Here is a 15590-nt window from a genome sequence, read left to right as displayed (position 1 = left end):
GGAGTGCCCATGACCGACATGACCCAACAACACGGCCTCAAGGTCGCCACGAGTCTCGCCAAGTTCGTCGAAGAAGAAGCCATTCCCGGCACGGACGTCGATACTGCTTCCTTCTGGAAAGGCTTCGACGCCCTGGTGCACGATCTCGCACCGAAGAACCGCGCGTTGCTCGCCGAGCGCGACCGCCTGCAGACCGAACTCGACAACTGGCATCGCGGCAATCCTGGCCCGGTGCGCGACCTGCGCGCGTATCGCAAGTTTCTGGAAGAGATCGGCTATATCGTGCCCGCGCCTGCCAGCGTGCGCGCAACGACCGCCAATGTCGATCGCGAAATCGCCGAACAGGCCGGTCCGCAACTCGTCGTGCCGCTGTCGAATCTGCGCTATGCGCTCAACGCCGCGAACGCACGCTGGGGCAGTCTGTATGACGCGCTGTATGGCACCGATGCCATCGACGAAAGCGACGGCGCCGAGCGCACGGCCGAGTTCAATCCTAAGCGCGGCGCGAAAGTAATCGCCTATGCACGCGCCTTTCTCGACGACAATGCGCCCCTCGCGCACGGCTCCCATGTCGACGCCACGAAGTACAGCATCGAACAGGGCAAGCTCGTCGTCACGCTGAAGGACGACAAGAGCCGCCTCGCGAACCCGGAACAGTTCGCGGGCTTTCAGGGCGATGCCAGCGCGCCCCACGCCATCCTCCTCAAGCATAACGACCTGCATGTCGAGATTCAGATCGACGCCGATCATCCCATCGGCAAGACGGATGGCGCGCATGTCAAGGACCTGCTGATGGAAGCGGCGGTGAGCACGATCATCGATTGCGAAGATTCGGTGGCCGCCGTCGATGCCGCCGACAAGACCGCGCTCTATCGCAACTGGCTCGGTCTCATGCAGGGCAATCTCGCCGAGCAGGTGACGAAGAACGGCAAGAGCTTCACGCGCAGCCTGAACCCCGACCGCGAATACACCGCGCCCGACGGCTCGACGCTCAAGCTGCATGGCCGCTCGCTCCTCTTCATCCGCAACGTCGGGCACCTGATGACCAACCCCGCCGTGCTCGATCGCGACGGTAACGAGATTCCCGAAGGCATTCTCGACGCGGTGATGACCACGCTCGGCGCGCTGCACGACCTCAAGAACAAGATCAACTCGCGCACTGGCTCCATCTATATCGTCAAGCCGAAGATGCACGGTCCCGCCGAAGTGGCGTTTTCGGACGAGCTTTTCACGCGCGTCGAGGACCTGCTCGGCTTGCCGCGTCATACCATCAAGATGGGGATCATGGACGAGGAACGCCGCACCAGCGTGAACCTCAAGGCATGTATCGCGGCGGCGGGCGCGCGCGTCGCGTTCATCAACACGGGCTTTCTGGATCGCACCGGCGACGAAATGCATTCGTCGATGGAAGCCGGCCCGATGATGCGCAAGGGCGACATGAAGTCGTCCGCATGGATTGGCGCATACGAGCGCAACAACGTGCTCGTCGGGTTGAACACCGGCTTGCGCGGCCGCGCGCAGATCGGCAAGGGCATGTGGGCGATGCCCGATCTCATGCACGCCATGCTGCAGCAGAAAATCGCGCACCCGAAGGCGGGCGCGAACACGGCGTGGGTGCCTTCGCCCACGGCGGCCACGCTGCATGCGCTGCATTACCATCAGGTCGATGTGCAGCACGTTCAGCAGGACATGGAGAGCATCGACTACGACGGCGTGAAGAACGAACTGCTGGATGGCCTGCTGACCATTCCGGTGGTCGACAAGCCGAGCTGGTCGGAAGACGACATCAAGAGCGAGATCGAGAACAACGCACAGGGCATTCTCGGTTATGTGGTGCGCTGGGTCGATCAGGGCGTGGGCTGTTCGAAGGTGCCGGACATTCACGATGTCGGCCTGATGGAAGACCGCGCCACCCTGCGCATTTCGAGCCAGCACATTGCGAATTGGCTGCGGCATGGCATCGTCACGGAAGAGCAGGTGAGACAAACGCTGGAACGCATGGCCGCCGTGGTGGACCAGCAGAACGAAGCAGACCCGCATTATCGTCCGATGGCGCCGGCATTCGACAGTTCGTATGCGTTCAAGGCGGCGTGCGCGCTGGTGTTCGAGGGTCGTACGCAGCCTAGCGGGTATACGGAACCGTTGTTGCATAAGTTCCGGCTGGCAGCCAAGCAGACGGCTTGAGTTGCTTTGGATGAAGGGCCGCTTGGCGGTCCTTCGTCGATTAGTCACTTACGCAACGAGAGTTCGGCTGAAGGTACTTAGGTTGCATTCATCGGCGTCAGACCTTGTTCAAAAGCGGTCGATGTTATCGACGCATGGCGCCCCGAAGCGCTCGCCCGCGATTTCCCCTTAAGCCCATCCGATCATGATGAACTTGATGCATTGGCGTTTGCTGGTGGCCGTGGCGGATGCGCGATCTGTCTCGAAGGCCGCCGCACAGGTCGGCGACTTCGGTGTGGCGGACGCCTACCTATACACGATACTGTCGTGGCTGCCGCACTTCTCAATAGACATCGAGCGCTGGAAGTCGCTCGCACGCTTTGTGGACCGGATCGGCGCACGCCCTGCGGTGAAGGCCGCGCTTGCCGCTGAAGAGGCGTCGCCCGTCGTATGATGCGCGCATCGCGCTCGGATCCGGTGAAAGAATTGAGATCCGGCGATCCATCCAAAAGCGGCAGACAGCCGAAACGTCAGCCACATAAACCCACAACTACTGCTCCGACCAGAGCTTCCCCGCCGTCGCCCAGTTCTCGCGCTTCACATCCGTCAGAATGATATCCACGGAGCCCGGCTCGCAGCCGAGCGTCTCGCAAGTCGTACGCGTGATCGCCTCGACGAACTTGCGCTTCTCTTCCGCCGTGCGGCCTTCGAACAGTTGAATATTGAATGTCGGCATGCCGTCGATCTCCTTTGAGTTGAACCTTCATTCCCGATACGACGGGTCGATGCGCTCGAGCTTGCGCAGCAGCGCAGGCCATTCGAGCGCGCCTTCGATCGCATCGTCGTCGTGCAATTGTGCGGCCGTGCGCGCGACGACATCCGGATTCGGCACGATCATCTTGCCCACGCCCGCCAGCGCGCGCAGCTGAATGTCGCACGCCTTCACGAGCATATCCATCAGCACGTAAGCCTCGGCGATGGTGCGCCCAAGCGTAAGCGGCCCGTGATTGCGCAAGAGCATAGCGCGATGCGCGCCGAGACTCGCAACCAGCCGCTCGCCTTCCGCCGGCGAAAACGCGAGGCCTTCGTAATCGTGGTACGCCAGGTGCCCGTGAAAGCGCATGGCATGTTGCGAGCCGGGCAGCAAGCCGTGCGGTTGCGCGGACACGGCGATCGCTTCGCGCACGTGAAGATGCATCACGCAAACGGCATCGGCACGGGCGGCGTGCACCGCGCCATGCAGCGCGAAGCCGGTCGCGTTCACGGGATGCGCGCTCGCGCCGATCACGTTGCCATCGATATCGATCTTGACGAGATTCGACGCCGTGACTTCGTCGAAGGAAAGCCCGAACGGGTTGATCAGAAAGCGGCCGGGCTCGCCGGGAACGCTTGCCGAGATGTGCGTATAGACGACATCGTCCCAGCCGTTGAGCGCAACGAGCCGATACGCCGCCGCCAGATCGGCGCGCGTCGCCGCTTCGGCCGCCGAACGCGGTCCGCTTTCCGCGATGCGGCGCTCAGGCGTGTGGGTGAACGACATGTGAGTCTCCTTTATCGACGAGAGCGGGCGCTGCCTGCATGCAATGCGACTTGTCCGTATGCGCCTCGAGACGGCGCGCCATGCAAAGCACCGTCCACGACGCCAGCACGAAAGGCGCGGTCAACGCGGCGACGCCCAGGCAATCGATCACGCGCTCGAACAACACCGATGCGACGATCGCCAGCAGCGCATAGCGGCCGCCGAGCGGCGCGGCGGCCAGCGCCGCGAGCGCCGCATTGAAACCGCATGCACCGGAGAGCGCGACGGCATCGCTTGCGCCGCCGAGTGCGTGCAGAAACGCGCCGAGTCCGCTGCCCGCGAGCGCCCACGCCGCACGCGACGGCCCGGCGGCAAACAGCCCGATTGCGATGAGCGCACCGGCCAGCGCGCCGGTCGCGAAGACAATCGGCGCGAGGCCCGCGAAAGCCGCTTGCAGCATGGAAACGAAGCCCGTCGCGACGGGCGGAATCGCGCCTGTATCGCCGCGCCCGGCCAGAAACGGCAGCCAGCACCAGGTCACGATGATCGCCGGGCTGGAGAAGATCGGCAAGCCAAAGCGCATGAGTTTGCCGGCGAGCGTGGGGGCGATGAGCGTCGCGGCCATCGCCGCGACAATGGCCACAGCCGCCGCCTGCGATGCATCGCCGATAAACGTGAACGCCGCGAGCGCGGCCAATGCGCCGTTGAAACCGTAGAGATCGTCGCGCATGGCGGGTGAATCCGCGTCTTGCGTGATGACGGTAATGACGTTGCCCGTCAACGCGCCGATAAGCAGACCGCACGCGAGCCGGGGATTCGCGCACAGCAGCGCGACGAAGATGCAGACGCCCGTCGCGGCATTACGCTGCAGGACGATTTGCCCGATGCTGCGGGCAAAGCTCGTGATTTGATCGCCGAAACTGGCGTTGGTGTGGATGGCGGCGGACATGCGTGGCGGCGGAAACGGCTTGAGGAGCCGCCAGCATAAGACAAGGTGCGCGCGCCGTGCGACGGCGGGCCGTATAGCAGGTATGCGACTGCCGCGCTCGAAGAAGGCGAGCGCGGCGACGTGAAACTTAATTGAACGCCATGGGAACGAGCGGCGTGGCGTCGCCGCCGGGGTTCGCCAACGAGAGGTCTGAACTCATCTTGACGATTTCCGTAACGTTCTCACGGAAATTAGGATGGCTTTCCCACGTGATATAGCTCGCGTCCAGCACGGCGGACATGGTGAGTAAGGTAAAAGCGATCTTTTCTACGACAACGAAGCGGCGGCCCATGGCAAGTTCCCCAAAATTTGCCAATCATTGTAACAGAACCTAGGGTTTTCCCGTAAGGGTCGTGTTGCAATGCCGCAAATAGGCCGCCGTCGCTTGTCTTGCCTTCCGGCCCGAATTACAGGGATGCCTCGAGAATCGCCGTGTAATCTTCCGTCGATGCCTCGCGCGGATTCGTCTTATGACTGTGGTCCTTCAGCGCGCCAGCGATGATGCGCGGGAACAATTCGCGCGTCACGCCGAGATCGGACAAACCGCGCGGCAGTCCGAGCGTCGCGGTCATCGCGCGGATGGCCTCGCCGACTTCATCGCCGGATGCGAGGCCCATTGCCTGCGCAATGCGCGAAAGCTTGCTCTCTTCCTGCATGGTCGGCGCGCTGCTGTTGAACGCGATGACCGCCGGCAAGAAAATGGCGTTTAGCGTGCCGTGATGCAGCTTCGGGTTGATGCCGCCGAGCGAGTGCGACAAGCTGTGCACACAGCCGAGACCCTTCTGGAACGCAAGCGCGCCCTGCATCGACGCGCTCATCATGTTCCAGCGCGCCACGCGGTCGGCGGGATTGCGCGTCGCGCGTTCGATATGCCGCCACGCGCGCCACAAGCCGTCGAGCGCGATACCGTCGGCGGGTGCGTTGAACACCGGCGCCATGAAGGTTTCGAGACAGTGCGCCACGGCGTCCATGCCGGTGGCGGCGGTCATCAGCGGCGGCAGGCCGAGCGTGAGTTCGGGGTCACAGATGGCGACTTTTGGCACGACATAAGGCGAGATCACGCCGACCTTGCGGCCATCGTCGAGAATCAGGATCGCGCCGCGACCCACTTCGCTGCCGGTGCCCGCCGTCGTCGGAATGGCGATGACCGGCGCGGTCGCCGCCGTGATGCGCGCAAGGCCGCCTTCGATCACCGCGAAACTTTGCAGCGGACCTTCGTGGGTTGCGCAAACGGCCACGCCCTTCGCCAGATCGATGGACGAACCGCCGCCTGCCGCGATCACGCCGTCGCAATCGTTCTCGCGATACATCGCCACCGCCGCGCGCACGGCCGCTTCGTTCGGATTCGGCGGCGTCGCGTCGAATACCGGCGCGGGCGTTTGCGCGCCCAGCGCATCGACGACTTTATCGAGCAGACCGGCTGCGCGAATGCCTGCATCGGACACGATCAGCGGGCGTTTGATGCCGAAGCGTTCGCACTCTCCCGCAAGCAGGCGCAACGCGCCGAAGTCGAACTGAATCTGCGTGATGTAGTTGATGAGGGACATGGTGACTGAGGAAAGGTTATATGGAGCGAAGCGCGCCGCGGTGGTGGTCGAGTATACGTCGGAGAACTTCGCGGCGATACTGACGACAATTGATACCGCTATAACTTTTACTCAACCCTCGCGGCCATGACGCCCAGCATCGACTCGATCATCTCCCGCCTGCATGTCAAACAGTTGCGGCTTCTCATCGCGCTCGAAGAACGCGGCTCGCTGCTCGGCGCGGCAAGGCAACTCGCGCTCACGCAACCGGGCGCGAGCAAGGCGCTCCATGAAATCGAAACCACCTTCGGCGCGCCGCTATTCGTGCGGACCAATCGCGGGCTCGAACCCAACGCGATCGGCCATTGCGTGATCCGCTACGCGCGGCTCATTCATACGGACCTGGCGCATTTGCGTGAAGAGATCGTCGGCATCATGCGTGGATACGGCGGGCGCGTGGCGGTCGGCGTCATCATGGGCGCGGTGCCGCTTGTGACCGATGCGATCACCGAAGTCGCCACGCGTCAGCCGGAGATGTCGGTGGAAATCGTGGAAGATACGAGCGCGACGTTGCTGAGTCTGATCGATGCCGGCCGGCTCGATCTCGCCGTGTGCCGCACGAGCGTGAGTCAGACGCCGTATCTCTACGACAGCGCGATCGTGCAGGACGAGACGCTCGCGGTAATCGCCAATACGGAGCATCCCTTGGCGAAGAGAAAGCGCGTGGCCTTGAAGGATCTGGCGAAGCACCGGTGGGTCGTGTATCGCGCGAACATGCCCATGCGCCTCTTGCTCGAACGCGAGTTTCACGATGCAGGCCTGCGTTTTCCCGCGCATCTGCTCGAAACCACGTCGGCGTTCGCGACGCTTTCTCTGCTACAGAAAAACCCGTCGCTAGTGGCGCTGGTGTCCGTGGATGTCGCGCGCTTTTGCACGGCGCATGGCATCGTCTGCACCTTGCCGCTTGCATTGTCGTCGCGTAGCGAGCCTTACGAACTGGTCACGCGGCGCGACGCGCCTCTGTCTCCCGGCGTGCGTCTTTTGATGCAGGCGATCGAAGAAGCCGGCCGCGCGTGAACTGGAATCAGACGCTGCCGAGCGACGAAAGATACGGCGGAAGATCGGGCTGCCTCAAGCGCCGGATGATCTCGAAGCGCAGCATCCACCGTGTATCCGCTTCGCCGATGTGCTCCTGTAAGGTCTGCGCCGCGCGTTCGGGCTTGCCGGCGAGAATGTCGTCGATGATGCGCAGATGCTCCGTGAAGGCATCGCTGATGAGCTGATCGGGAATCTGCAGATACGGGTCGCTCAAATAGCGCGTCGGCACGAACAGCACATGCGTACGCTGCAGCGCAAAGACGATCTCCTTGTTCGGGCAATGCGCGAGCAGGTCGATATGCAGGTCTGTTTCCGCCATGTCCATTTCGGCGCCGCCGCGATGCGTGGCCTCGATCGCGCCGATGAGCCGCTCGCGCACGCCTTCGAGAAATTCGCGCGAAACAAGCGGCGCGGCATGCACCAGCGCGGTCGGTTCGAGCAAACGGCGCATTTCGAAGAGATGCCCAATACGCGCCTCGGTCACCTGTTCGGCAATCCAGTGTCCATTGCGGTCCTGCGACAGCGCGCCCACGCTATGCATGCGCGCCATGACGCCGCGCGCCACAGTGCGGCTCACGTCGAAGTACTGCGCCAGCGCTTCCTCGGTAATACGCACCGAGCCGAACAGCACGCGCGTACAAAGTTCGCGCTCCAGATCGGCATACATGCGCTGCCATTGCGGCTCGTTAGTGAGTTCGACCTTGTCGAGCACGGCCGCCTTGCCCGCGCGTTCCGCCGATGCCGTTCCCGCCACGCGATACCCGCGCCCCTCGCTCTCGACGATGATCTTGTCAGCGCACAACGCCGCAAGCGCAATACGCGCAGGCGAGCGGCTGATACAAAAAGACTTCGCGACCTGCGCTTCGAGCAGCTTTTCTCCAGGCGCGATACGTCCGTCCTCGATCATCTCGCGCAACAGCCGGTAAGTGCGATGCTGGATGGAGCCGCCTGCATCAAGCGGCGGGGTATCGGCGGCATTCGTCGCGTAGGTGTTCAACTGGCTCATGTGTTCTTCGTGCAGATTCGATCAATGCTCAACCATACCCCAGCACGTATGCGCCGTCACCGCATGAATTCGGCGATGGCGTCGTTCAGCTGCGCCGCCGCCTGAGGGTCCGCTTCCGAGGCCATCATGTGCCCGCTCGTGCAGGGCAGCCGCAGCAAGGTCGCTTGCGGAATGTGCTCCGCGGCCCAGACGCCCGCTTCAACGGGATTGTAGAGATCGAGCGCGGGCACGCAGACGAGCGTGGGTGCCGCAATCGCGGCCAGCGCCTTTGCGGTGTCGCCATCGAAGCCGGGGGTGGTGCCGACATCGTGGGTATCGTAGGCATGCGACTGCGCAATCCAGTCGAGCGGATCGGCGCGCTGCGTCGCCCACCATGCGGCGCGCGCATCGAGCCAGGCGTATGTGCTGCCCGCTTTCGCGGCGTCATCGGCGAAGCGTTCGGGCGTACGCATGGCGATGATCTGCATCACCGCGAGCCACGCGCTCCAGTCTCCGTTCGACTTAGAAAGCGCGCTGCGTCCCGCATGATTGATCGCCTGCGACCAGGGCGTGGTCTTCGCCATCGGCGTTAGCGCGACGAGCTTGCGCATGGAGCGCGGAAACGTCACGCCCCACTGCAACGCCTGCATGCCGCCCATCGACGCGCCGACCACGGCGGCCACTTCATCGATGCCGAGATGATCGAGCAGCGCCTTCTGGCTCTTCACCATGTCGCGGATGGTGAAGCGCGGAAAGCGCTCGCCGCCCTGGCTCAACGCATTGGAAGGCGAACTCGACAAGCCATTGCCGAGCGCATCCACGACGATGATGTTCACGCTTTGCGGGTCGAAGGCACGCGCCTCGCCGATCAGAAAGTCCAGCCGATGATGCGTGCTGCCGATCGCGCACAAGCCCAATACCACGGGCCGTGCGCGGTCGCCGATATCGCCGTGCACGACGTAGGACACGAGCAGATCGTCTATATGTTCGCCCGATTCCAGCGCGAAGCGCCCGAGCGTCGCGCTGCGATGCGGCGCGTCGATCCAGCCGGGTTGCATGTCGGGATGACGCATGACGTTCGCTCAGAATTCGATGACCGCGCGCAGCTCCGCGCCGGTGGCGAGCCTTTGCAAGCCGTCGTTGATATCGGCAAGCGCGATATGCGACGTCACGTACTCGTCGAGTTTCAGCGAGCCGTCGAGATACGCTTTGGCGAGCATCGGAAAGTCGCTGGCCGGGTTCGCGCCGCCGTAGCTCGAACGTACGATCTGTTTCTCGCCCATGAGGCTCGCCCAACGAAACGATGCCTCTTCTTCCGCCGGCAGCTTGCCGAGCCACACGACATGCGCGCCGGGCCTTGCAAGCTCCACGCTTGTCCGCAGCGATGCGCGATTGCCCGCAGCCTCGAATACGTAATCCGCGCCGCGTCCCTGGGTCAGATCGGCATGCGCGGCAGCGAGGTTGTCGTCGGCTGAAAGCGCGTGAGTGGCGCCGACCGCGCGCGCGAGATCGAGCTTGTCCGACGAGCGATCCACCGCGATGATGCGCGCCGCGCCCGCGAGCCGCGCGCCCTGCACCGCCGACAAGCCGACCGCGCCGCAGCCGATTACCGTCACGGTACTGCCCGGCTCGACCTTCGCGACATTCAGCGCCGCGCCCACGCCCGTCATCACGCCACAGCCGATGAGACACGCGCGGTCGAACGGCATCTCGTGGGGCACCTTCACCGCACACTCTTCCGACACCACGCACAACTCCGCGAAGCTGCCCGAATACATCAACTGATGCACGGGCGCGCCATCGTCGAGAAAGAGGCGAGGCGCGCCATCGAAATGGAACGACTGCGCCGCGTGATCGCGATACGGCTGGCAGAGAATCGAAAGCTTGCGTGCACAGTAAAAGCACGCGCCGCAATGCGGATTCCACGACGTGACGACATGGTCGCCCACCTTCACGCCGCGCACTGCGTTGCCCGCCCATTCGACGATACCCGCCGCTTCGTGTCCCGGCACGAACGGAAGCGGCGTGCGTAAGTCGCCGCGCACCGCTTCGAGATCGGTATGGCACAGGCTCGTCGCCTTCACGCGCACGATCACATCCGTGTCGGCCAGATTGCCGAGCGTGACGCGCCTGAGCTGCAAGGGCTCGCCTTTACGCTCCAAGACCGCTGCTTCGAATTTCGTGTTCGTCATGCGTCTAGCGTCGTCCGGTTGCGGTTTGTCCCGCGCCCTTGTAGAGAATGTTCAGGTTGCGCTCGCCGATCTGCTGATGCAGCGCGACGAACGCCGGGTCCAGTTCCTCGGTCGGACGCGGCTCGTGCTCGAAGGTGTTGTACGTATCGATGCCGCGCACGAGCGTGGCGCTGTCCTCGCCTTCGAGCTGGCGCACGTAAGTCGGGATATAGCGGATGGCATAGCCGATGCGCCGCTTGTCCGAATGGTTGGGCGGCGAGCCATGCACGATTCGCACATGATGAAGCGACATCTCGCCCGGCGCGAGTTCGATCGATACCGCCTGCGCTTCATCCACTTCCACCGCGACTTCCTGCCCGCGTGTGAGCAGATTGTGCTCGTTGAAGGTATCGCGATGCGGCATCTGGTCGAGCAGATGCGTGCCCGGCACGACCTGCATCGCACCGTTCGAACGGTTGCTCTCCGAAAGCGCGACCCACGCGGTCACGACATCGGGCTTGGACAATCCCCAATACGTCGAGTCCTGATGCCACGACACGTAAGCCGGGTCGCGCGCGTTCTTGATGAAGAAGCTGCTTGCCCAGACCAGCAGATTCTCGCCGTAGAGATCGTCGATTGCATCGACTACCTTGTCGTTGCGCACGAGATCGTTGAGCCACGGAAACAGCAGATGGCTCTTTACGTTGAGCGCCTTCTTCGCGAACGAACTTTTCTCGTGCTCGAAGTCCTCCAGGCGCTTGCGCAGTTCGAGTGCGGTCTCTTCGGACATCACGCGAATGGGCGCGACATAGCCGTGTTGCTGGAAATGTTCAACCTGTTGCGGGGTCAATGCCTTCAGCATGATGCGAGTCTCCTTTTTTCCGTGATTCAAGCAACCTGCATGCGCACCGGTGTTTCCAGCGCGCCGCGCCCGGAGGTAAAGCCGCCTGAGCGCAATACGCGGCCGTCTATCGCGCGTGTATCGGTGACGCCTGCGAGGGCCATCGTCATATCGAGTTCATCGCGGATGATTTCGAGCGCACGTGTCACGCCCGCTTCACCTTCCGCGCCGAGTCCATACAGAAATGCGCGGCCTATGTACACGCCGCGCGCGCCGCAAGCGAGCGCTTTCAACACGTCTTGTCCCGAGCGGATGCCACCGTCCATGTGCAGTTCGATATCGCCATGCACGGCTTCTGCGATTCGCGGCAGCATGGAAATGCTCGAAGGCGCGCCGTCCAGTTGACGCCCGCCATGATTCGAAACGATGAGCGCGTCCGCGCCGATATCGCGGGCAATGCGCGCGTCTTCCTCGTCGAGGATGCCCTTCAGGATGATCTTGCCGCCCCACTGCTTGCGCACCCAGTCGATGTCCTGCCACGTGAGCGTCGGGTCGAACTGCCGCGCGGCCCAGTCGGCCATCGACGCGATGCCCGTCACGCCCGGCGCATGTCCGACGATATTGCCGAAGGTGCGGCGCGGCGTGCCCAGCATGCCCGCACACCAGCGCGGATAGCGCGACAGATGCGCGAGGTTGCGCAGCGTGAGCTTTGGCGGCGCGGACAGACCGTTCCGTTTGTCCTTGTGGCGCTGGCCTTGAATCTGCAAGTCGAGCGTGAGGACGAGCGCGGAACACCCGGCAATTTTCGCGCGATAAATCAGGTCCGCAATGAAACCGCGGTCCTTCATCATGTAGAGCTGAAACCAAAAAGGCTTCTGCGTATGCGCGGCGACGTCCTCGATCGAGCAGATGCTGACCGTCGATAACGTGAACGGCACACCGAAGCGCGCGGCCGCGCGCGCCGCGAGAATCTCGCCATCCGCGCGTTGCATGCCGGCGATGCCGGTCGGTGCAATGGCGACCGGCATCGAAACGGGGATACCAGCCATCGTCGTCGTGAGATTGCGCTCGCTGAAATCCACGGCGACACGCTGCCGGAACTGCAGTTGCGCGAAGTCGTCACTGTTCGCGCGATACGTCGATTCGGTCCACGAACCGGCATCGACATAGTCGTAGAACATGCGCGGCACGCGCTTCCTGGCGGCGATGCGCAGTTCCTCGATAGTCGCGTAATGTCGCATGATTTTTCGCCGTTACGCGAGTTCGGGTTGAAGCTGCAATTGAGGCTTGGGCGGTCTTACGAACACCGCGACGAAGATCGCGCCGAGCGCGGCGATCGCGCCGGTCAGCAAGAACGCGCTCTTGAAGTTGCCGGACCATTGCACGAGAAAACCCGTCAAGGCCGGCGCGACGATCCCCGCCAGATTGGCGATGAAGTGCACGAAACCGCCGACCGCGCCGACGCGCCGCTTTTCCACGGTATCGAGCACGATCGCGAAGTAGGTGTTGTACGACGCGTACATGAAGAAGACGGCGATGGCCATCAACGTGACCGCGCTCGTCAGGTCCGTCACCGTGCCTGTCACGCCGATGCACACCGCGCCCGCGCCCAGGCTCGTGATCAGCACGATCTTGCGCGCGAAGATGGCGCGGCCGGTCTTCTTGTAGATCCAGTCGCAGACCAGGCCGCCGACCACGAGGCCCGTCGCGCCGACCGCCCACGGAATCACGCTCACCACGGCCATCTTCTGAATGCTGAGGTGATGCGCCATCGTCAGATAGCTCGGGAACCACGACAGGAAGAAGTACAGGATGTAGGCGTAGCCGAAGAAGGCGAACGCGGTCGAAAGGATCGCTGGGCGCAGCAGGTAAGTGGACAGCGGCGCGGGGGAGCCATCGGCGGCGAGGGCCGCGTCGTCTTGCGCGAGGGCTTCGGCGGATTCCTCGATGGGCGTCGACGGCTTGTCCTTCGCCAGCAGCAACCACGCGAGCACCCAGAGCGTGCCGACCGCGCCGATGATCACGAACGACGTACGCCAGCTCGTCGCCAGCGCGAGAAAGCCGACCACGGGCCCCGCGATCGCCGCGCCGACCGACTGTCCGGAATTCGCGATACCGATCATGCTCGCCTGCTGCCTGCGCGGAAACCAGTTCGACACGAGCTTGTTGATGTTGGCGCAGAGCGGCCCTTCACCCATGCCAAAGACAATGCGCACGAGCAACAGACTGACGATGCCGACCGCCGTTGCCGTCAATCCGCAAAAGAGCGACCAGACGAGCATGGAGACGGCGAGCACGGATTTCGGTCCCCATCGATCCGCCGAATAGCCGCCGACGAAACAGAAGATCGCGTAGCCCACGAAAAAGCTGGAAAACACGATGCCGAGTTGCGCGGGATCGAGGTTGAGCTCGCGGGAAATGAGCGGCGCGGTGATCGATAACGCCGCCCGGTCGAGATAGCTGATCGCTCCACCTACGAACAACAGACTTACGAGAGTCCAGCGCGCACGCGTCTCCATCGATGTCTCCTGGTGAGGGCCTCGGTTTGCGCTGAAAACGTTCAGTGCATCCAATGTACATTCAGCGTAGTTGAGACAAGCGGGGCGTGTCAATGAAGGAGTTGCAGGGGTAAACCTTTACGGCTTCGATCGGTGGAGGCGGAACGCTTTGCGTCGAACGGCCGTCATCGGCGCCCTAAAGCTCCCCGCGCCCTCGCCGTTAACCGTTGTGATGGATGGCTTTTCGCCACTCCGGCCTTTGCCGATCCGCGCATCGCACCGACATGGACCAACTGACTGAGGTGTACACGCTGCCCCGCTTGCGGGCAGCCAAGTGGTTACTGCACGCGGGGCCGGACATCCCCCGCGCAATTCGCGTCGCCCTGGTCGGCAGTCTGTTCGGCACGCTGCCCATTTTCGCGGGCGGCGTGCTCAACACGATTCTCGTCGCCTGGGTGCTCACGCGCCGTCATCCGACCATCGCGTTTCATGTGTGGCTCGCGCTCGAAATCGCCGTGTGTTTCGTGCGGCTCGTCGTGCTCGTCCTTGCACGCCGCCGCGCGCGCGAACGGCGCGCCACGTTCACCGATCTCTACGTGCTGCTCGCGCCCATGTGGGGCGCGACGGTCGGCTACGGCGCCCTCGTCAGCGTGCTCTCCGGCGACTGGGTCGCGGCCACGCTCTCGTTTTTGTCGGCGGCCGCGATGGTCGGCGGCATCTGTTTTCGCAACTTCGGCGCGCCGCGTCTGGTCGCCGTGATGATCTTCCTGTCGCTCGGGCCGTGCTGCGTAGGCGCACTCCTGTCGGGCGAGCCGACGCTCTGGGTCACGTGCCTGCAGATTCCGTTTTATCTCTTCGCGATGAGCGCCGCCGCGTACCGCCTGAACGGCATGCTCGTCACGACGATGAAGGCCGAGCAGGAAAACGACCGCCGCGCGCGATACGACGAGCTCACCGGCCTGCTCAATCGCGCCGGTCTGTTCCGGGCGTTGCGCTCGCGCGTGCCAGGCAAGCGTTATCAGAACGATGAAAGCGCGCTGCTCTATCTCGATCTCGACGGCTTCAAGGCGATCAACGACGATCACGGCCACGAAATTGGCGACACGCTGCTCGCGCTCGTCGCGAAACGCTTGCGCCTGGTATCGGGCGAAGGCGCGCTGGTCGCGCGCCTGGGCGGCGACGAATTCGTGATCGTAACGCCGCCCGAAGCCGACCCGCCGGCACTCGCCGATACGCTCGTGCGCGAACTGTCGAAGCCATTCATGGCGAACGACGGGATGGCGCTTGGGATCGGCGTGAGTATCGGCATTGCGAAGTTCAGCGACGACGACCGCGAACTCGACGGCGTGTTGCGCGACGCCGACAACGCGCTCTACGAAGCCAAGCGCGCGGGCAAGAATCGTTGGGTGGCGGCAGAACGCTGGTTCAAGGCGGCGCGGCCATCCGGCATTCGTCCGGCGGCGCGGACTGCATGAGCCCGAAGCCCGAAGCCCGAAGCCCGAAGCCCGAAGCCCGAAGCCCGAAGCCCGAAGCCCGAAGCCAAAATTTACCGGCTTCTGACGAAGGCAAGTAAATCGGTATTCGAAGTTCGCTGTTTTTACCGCTGAAGCTACAAAGAATATTGTTTTTCAATCGGTCCGGCGTTTAAAAGGCATGCATGACTTGCATCCGAAAGGCGGGTTTCGCCGTATCGACTCCTAAGCGATTCAGCTTCGCCTTACAAGCGGAGTCAAAATTTCCTCTCCTCGCAAACGTTTGCGCAGGATTTTGTGTTTCAATACCAAAATAAAATATCGGCTGC

Annotated in this window: 15 protein-coding genes; 4 read left to right on the top strand and 11 right to left on the bottom strand. The window is 63.2% G+C overall.

What is annotated here, in order from left to right:
* Positions 1–9 precede the first annotated feature (9 nt).
* Both QCE79_RS18795 and QCE79_RS18790 read left to right on the top strand, forming a co-directional pair.
* Complete coding sequence (locus QCE79_RS18795; RefSeq protein WP_309846819.1) at positions 10–2184, top strand: malate synthase G; 2175 nt, start codon at positions 10–12, stop codon at positions 2182–2184.
* Positions 2185–2368: 184 nt separating this feature from the next.
* Positions 2369–2617, top strand: a complete 249-nt coding sequence (locus QCE79_RS18790) for a hypothetical protein (protein ID WP_309846816.1) — start codon at positions 2369–2371, stop codon at positions 2615–2617.
* Positions 2618–2713: 96 nt separating this feature from the next.
* On the opposite strand, the gene QCE79_RS18785 is transcribed toward QCE79_RS18790, so the two are convergent.
* From QCE79_RS18785 to QCE79_RS18765, 5 genes are all read right to left on the bottom strand, one after another.
* A complete protein-coding gene (locus tag QCE79_RS18785) occupies positions 2714–2899 on the bottom strand; it encodes a 4-oxalocrotonate tautomerase (protein ID WP_016347879.1) in 186 nt (61 codons plus the stop codon).
* Positions 2900–2926: 27 nt separating this feature from the next.
* The gene (locus QCE79_RS18780) at positions 2927–3703 is read right to left on the bottom strand and encodes a class II aldolase/adducin family protein (RefSeq protein ID WP_250469192.1); all 777 of its coding nucleotides are present in this window, start codon (positions 3701–3703) and stop codon (positions 2927–2929) included.
* Complete coding sequence (locus QCE79_RS18775) at positions 3681–4631, bottom strand: urea transporter (RefSeq protein ID WP_309846813.1); 951 nt, start codon at positions 4629–4631, stop codon at positions 3681–3683. The genes QCE79_RS18780 and QCE79_RS18775 overlap by 23 nt, the downstream gene beginning before the upstream one ends.
* Before the next feature lie 127 nt (positions 4632–4758).
* Complete coding sequence (locus QCE79_RS18770) at positions 4759–4962, bottom strand: hypothetical protein (RefSeq protein ID WP_244830959.1); 204 nt, start codon at positions 4960–4962, stop codon at positions 4759–4761.
* A gap of 115 nt (positions 4963–5077) precedes the next feature.
* On the bottom strand, positions 5078–6217 hold the full coding sequence (locus QCE79_RS18765) for an iron-containing alcohol dehydrogenase (protein ID WP_309846810.1): 1140 nt from the start codon (positions 6215–6217) through the stop codon (positions 5078–5080).
* Positions 6218–6343: 126 nt separating this feature from the next.
* On the opposite strand from QCE79_RS18765, the gene QCE79_RS18760 reads away from it, so the two are divergent.
* Positions 6344–7273, top strand: a complete 930-nt coding sequence (locus tag QCE79_RS18760) for a LysR family transcriptional regulator (RefSeq protein ID WP_244830961.1) — start codon at positions 6344–6346, stop codon at positions 7271–7273.
* Positions 7274–7280: 7 nt separating this feature from the next.
* Here QCE79_RS18760 and QCE79_RS18755 read toward each other — a convergent pair whose 3' ends face one another.
* From QCE79_RS18755 to QCE79_RS18730, 6 genes are read right to left on the bottom strand one after another with little or no spacing between them, the layout of a single operon-like run.
* Complete coding sequence (locus QCE79_RS18755; RefSeq protein ID WP_244830962.1) at positions 7281–8300, bottom strand: GntR family transcriptional regulator; 1020 nt, start codon at positions 8298–8300, stop codon at positions 7281–7283.
* A 56-nt stretch (positions 8301–8356) separates the two neighbouring features.
* Positions 8357–9352: an alpha/beta fold hydrolase gene (locus QCE79_RS18750; protein ID WP_309846808.1), complete on the bottom strand. Its 996-nt coding sequence runs from the start codon at positions 9350–9352 to the stop codon at positions 8357–8359.
* 9 nt (positions 9353–9361) lie between these two features.
* On the bottom strand, positions 9362–10471 hold the full coding sequence (locus QCE79_RS18745; protein WP_309846805.1) for a Zn-dependent alcohol dehydrogenase: 1110 nt from the start codon (positions 10469–10471) through the stop codon (positions 9362–9364).
* A gap of 4 nt (positions 10472–10475) precedes the next feature.
* A complete protein-coding gene (locus QCE79_RS18740; RefSeq protein ID WP_244830965.1) occupies positions 10476–11312 on the bottom strand; it encodes a phytanoyl-CoA dioxygenase family protein in 837 nt (278 codons plus the stop codon).
* A gap of 26 nt (positions 11313–11338) precedes the next feature.
* Complete coding sequence (locus QCE79_RS18735) at positions 11339–12532, bottom strand: alpha-hydroxy acid oxidase (RefSeq protein ID WP_250494459.1); 1194 nt, start codon at positions 12530–12532, stop codon at positions 11339–11341.
* Positions 12533–12544: 12 nt separating this feature from the next.
* The gene (locus QCE79_RS18730) at positions 12545–13810 is read right to left on the bottom strand and encodes an MFS transporter (RefSeq protein ID WP_250494458.1); all 1266 of its coding nucleotides are present in this window, start codon (positions 13808–13810) and stop codon (positions 12545–12547) included.
* A 263-nt stretch (positions 13811–14073) separates the two neighbouring features.
* On the opposite strand from QCE79_RS18730, the gene QCE79_RS18725 reads away from it, so the two are divergent.
* Positions 14074–15264 carry a GGDEF domain-containing protein gene (locus QCE79_RS18725; protein ID WP_244830968.1) on the top strand — a complete coding sequence of 397 codons (1191 nt, stop codon included), beginning with the start codon at positions 14074–14076 and terminating at the stop codon, positions 15262–15264.
* The last annotated feature ends 326 nt before the right edge of the window (positions 15265–15590 follow it).

The sequence above is a fragment of the Caballeronia sp. LZ003 genome (assembly GCF_031451465.1).
GTDB lineage: Bacteria > Pseudomonadota > Gammaproteobacteria > Burkholderiales > Burkholderiaceae > Caballeronia.
The sequence above is the reverse complement of the archived record's forward strand: the minus strand, read 5'-3'. Positions and strand labels throughout refer to the sequence as shown.

Excerpts from the sequence above, each read along its gene's own strand:
- QCE79_RS18795 (WP_309846819.1), top strand. The coding sequence starts at position 10 with ATGACCGACATGACCCAACAACACGGCCTCAAGGTCGCCACGAGTCTC.
- QCE79_RS18790 (WP_309846816.1), top strand. The coding sequence starts at position 2,369 with ATGATGAACTTGATGCATTGGCGTTTGCTGGTGGCCGTGGCGGATGCG.
- QCE79_RS18785 (WP_016347879.1), bottom strand. The coding sequence starts at position 2,899 with ATGCCGACATTCAATATTCAACTGTTCGAAGGCCGCACGGCGGAAGAG.
- QCE79_RS18780 (WP_250469192.1), bottom strand. The coding sequence starts at position 3,703 with ATGTCGTTCACCCACACGCCTGAGCGCCGCATCGCGGAAAGCGGACCG.
- QCE79_RS18775 (WP_309846813.1), bottom strand. The coding sequence starts at position 4,631 with ATGTCCGCCGCCATCCACACCAACGCCAGTTTCGGCGATCAAATCACG.
- QCE79_RS18770 (WP_244830959.1), bottom strand. The coding sequence starts at position 4,962 with ATGGGCCGCCGCTTCGTTGTCGTAGAAAAGATCGCTTTTACCTTACTC.
- QCE79_RS18765 (WP_309846810.1), bottom strand. The coding sequence starts at position 6,217 with ATGTCCCTCATCAACTACATCACGCAGATTCAGTTCGACTTCGGCGCG.
- QCE79_RS18760 (WP_244830961.1), top strand. The coding sequence starts at position 6,344 with ATGACGCCCAGCATCGACTCGATCATCTCCCGCCTGCATGTCAAACAG.
- QCE79_RS18755 (WP_244830962.1), bottom strand. The coding sequence starts at position 8,300 with ATGAGCCAGTTGAACACCTACGCGACGAATGCCGCCGATACCCCGCCG.
- QCE79_RS18750 (WP_309846808.1), bottom strand. The coding sequence starts at position 9,352 with ATGCGTCATCCCGACATGCAACCCGGCTGGATCGACGCGCCGCATCGC.
- QCE79_RS18745 (WP_309846805.1), bottom strand. The coding sequence starts at position 10,471 with ATGACGAACACGAAATTCGAAGCAGCGGTCTTGGAGCGTAAAGGCGAG.
- QCE79_RS18740 (WP_244830965.1), bottom strand. The coding sequence starts at position 11,312 with ATGCTGAAGGCATTGACCCCGCAACAGGTTGAACATTTCCAGCAACAC.
- QCE79_RS18735 (WP_250494459.1), bottom strand. The coding sequence starts at position 12,532 with ATGCGACATTACGCGACTATCGAGGAACTGCGCATCGCCGCCAGGAAG.
- QCE79_RS18730 (WP_250494458.1), bottom strand. The coding sequence starts at position 13,810 with ATGGAGACGCGTGCGCGCTGGACTCTCGTAAGTCTGTTGTTCGTAGGT.
- QCE79_RS18725 (WP_244830968.1), top strand. The coding sequence starts at position 14,074 with ATGGACCAACTGACTGAGGTGTACACGCTGCCCCGCTTGCGGGCAGCC.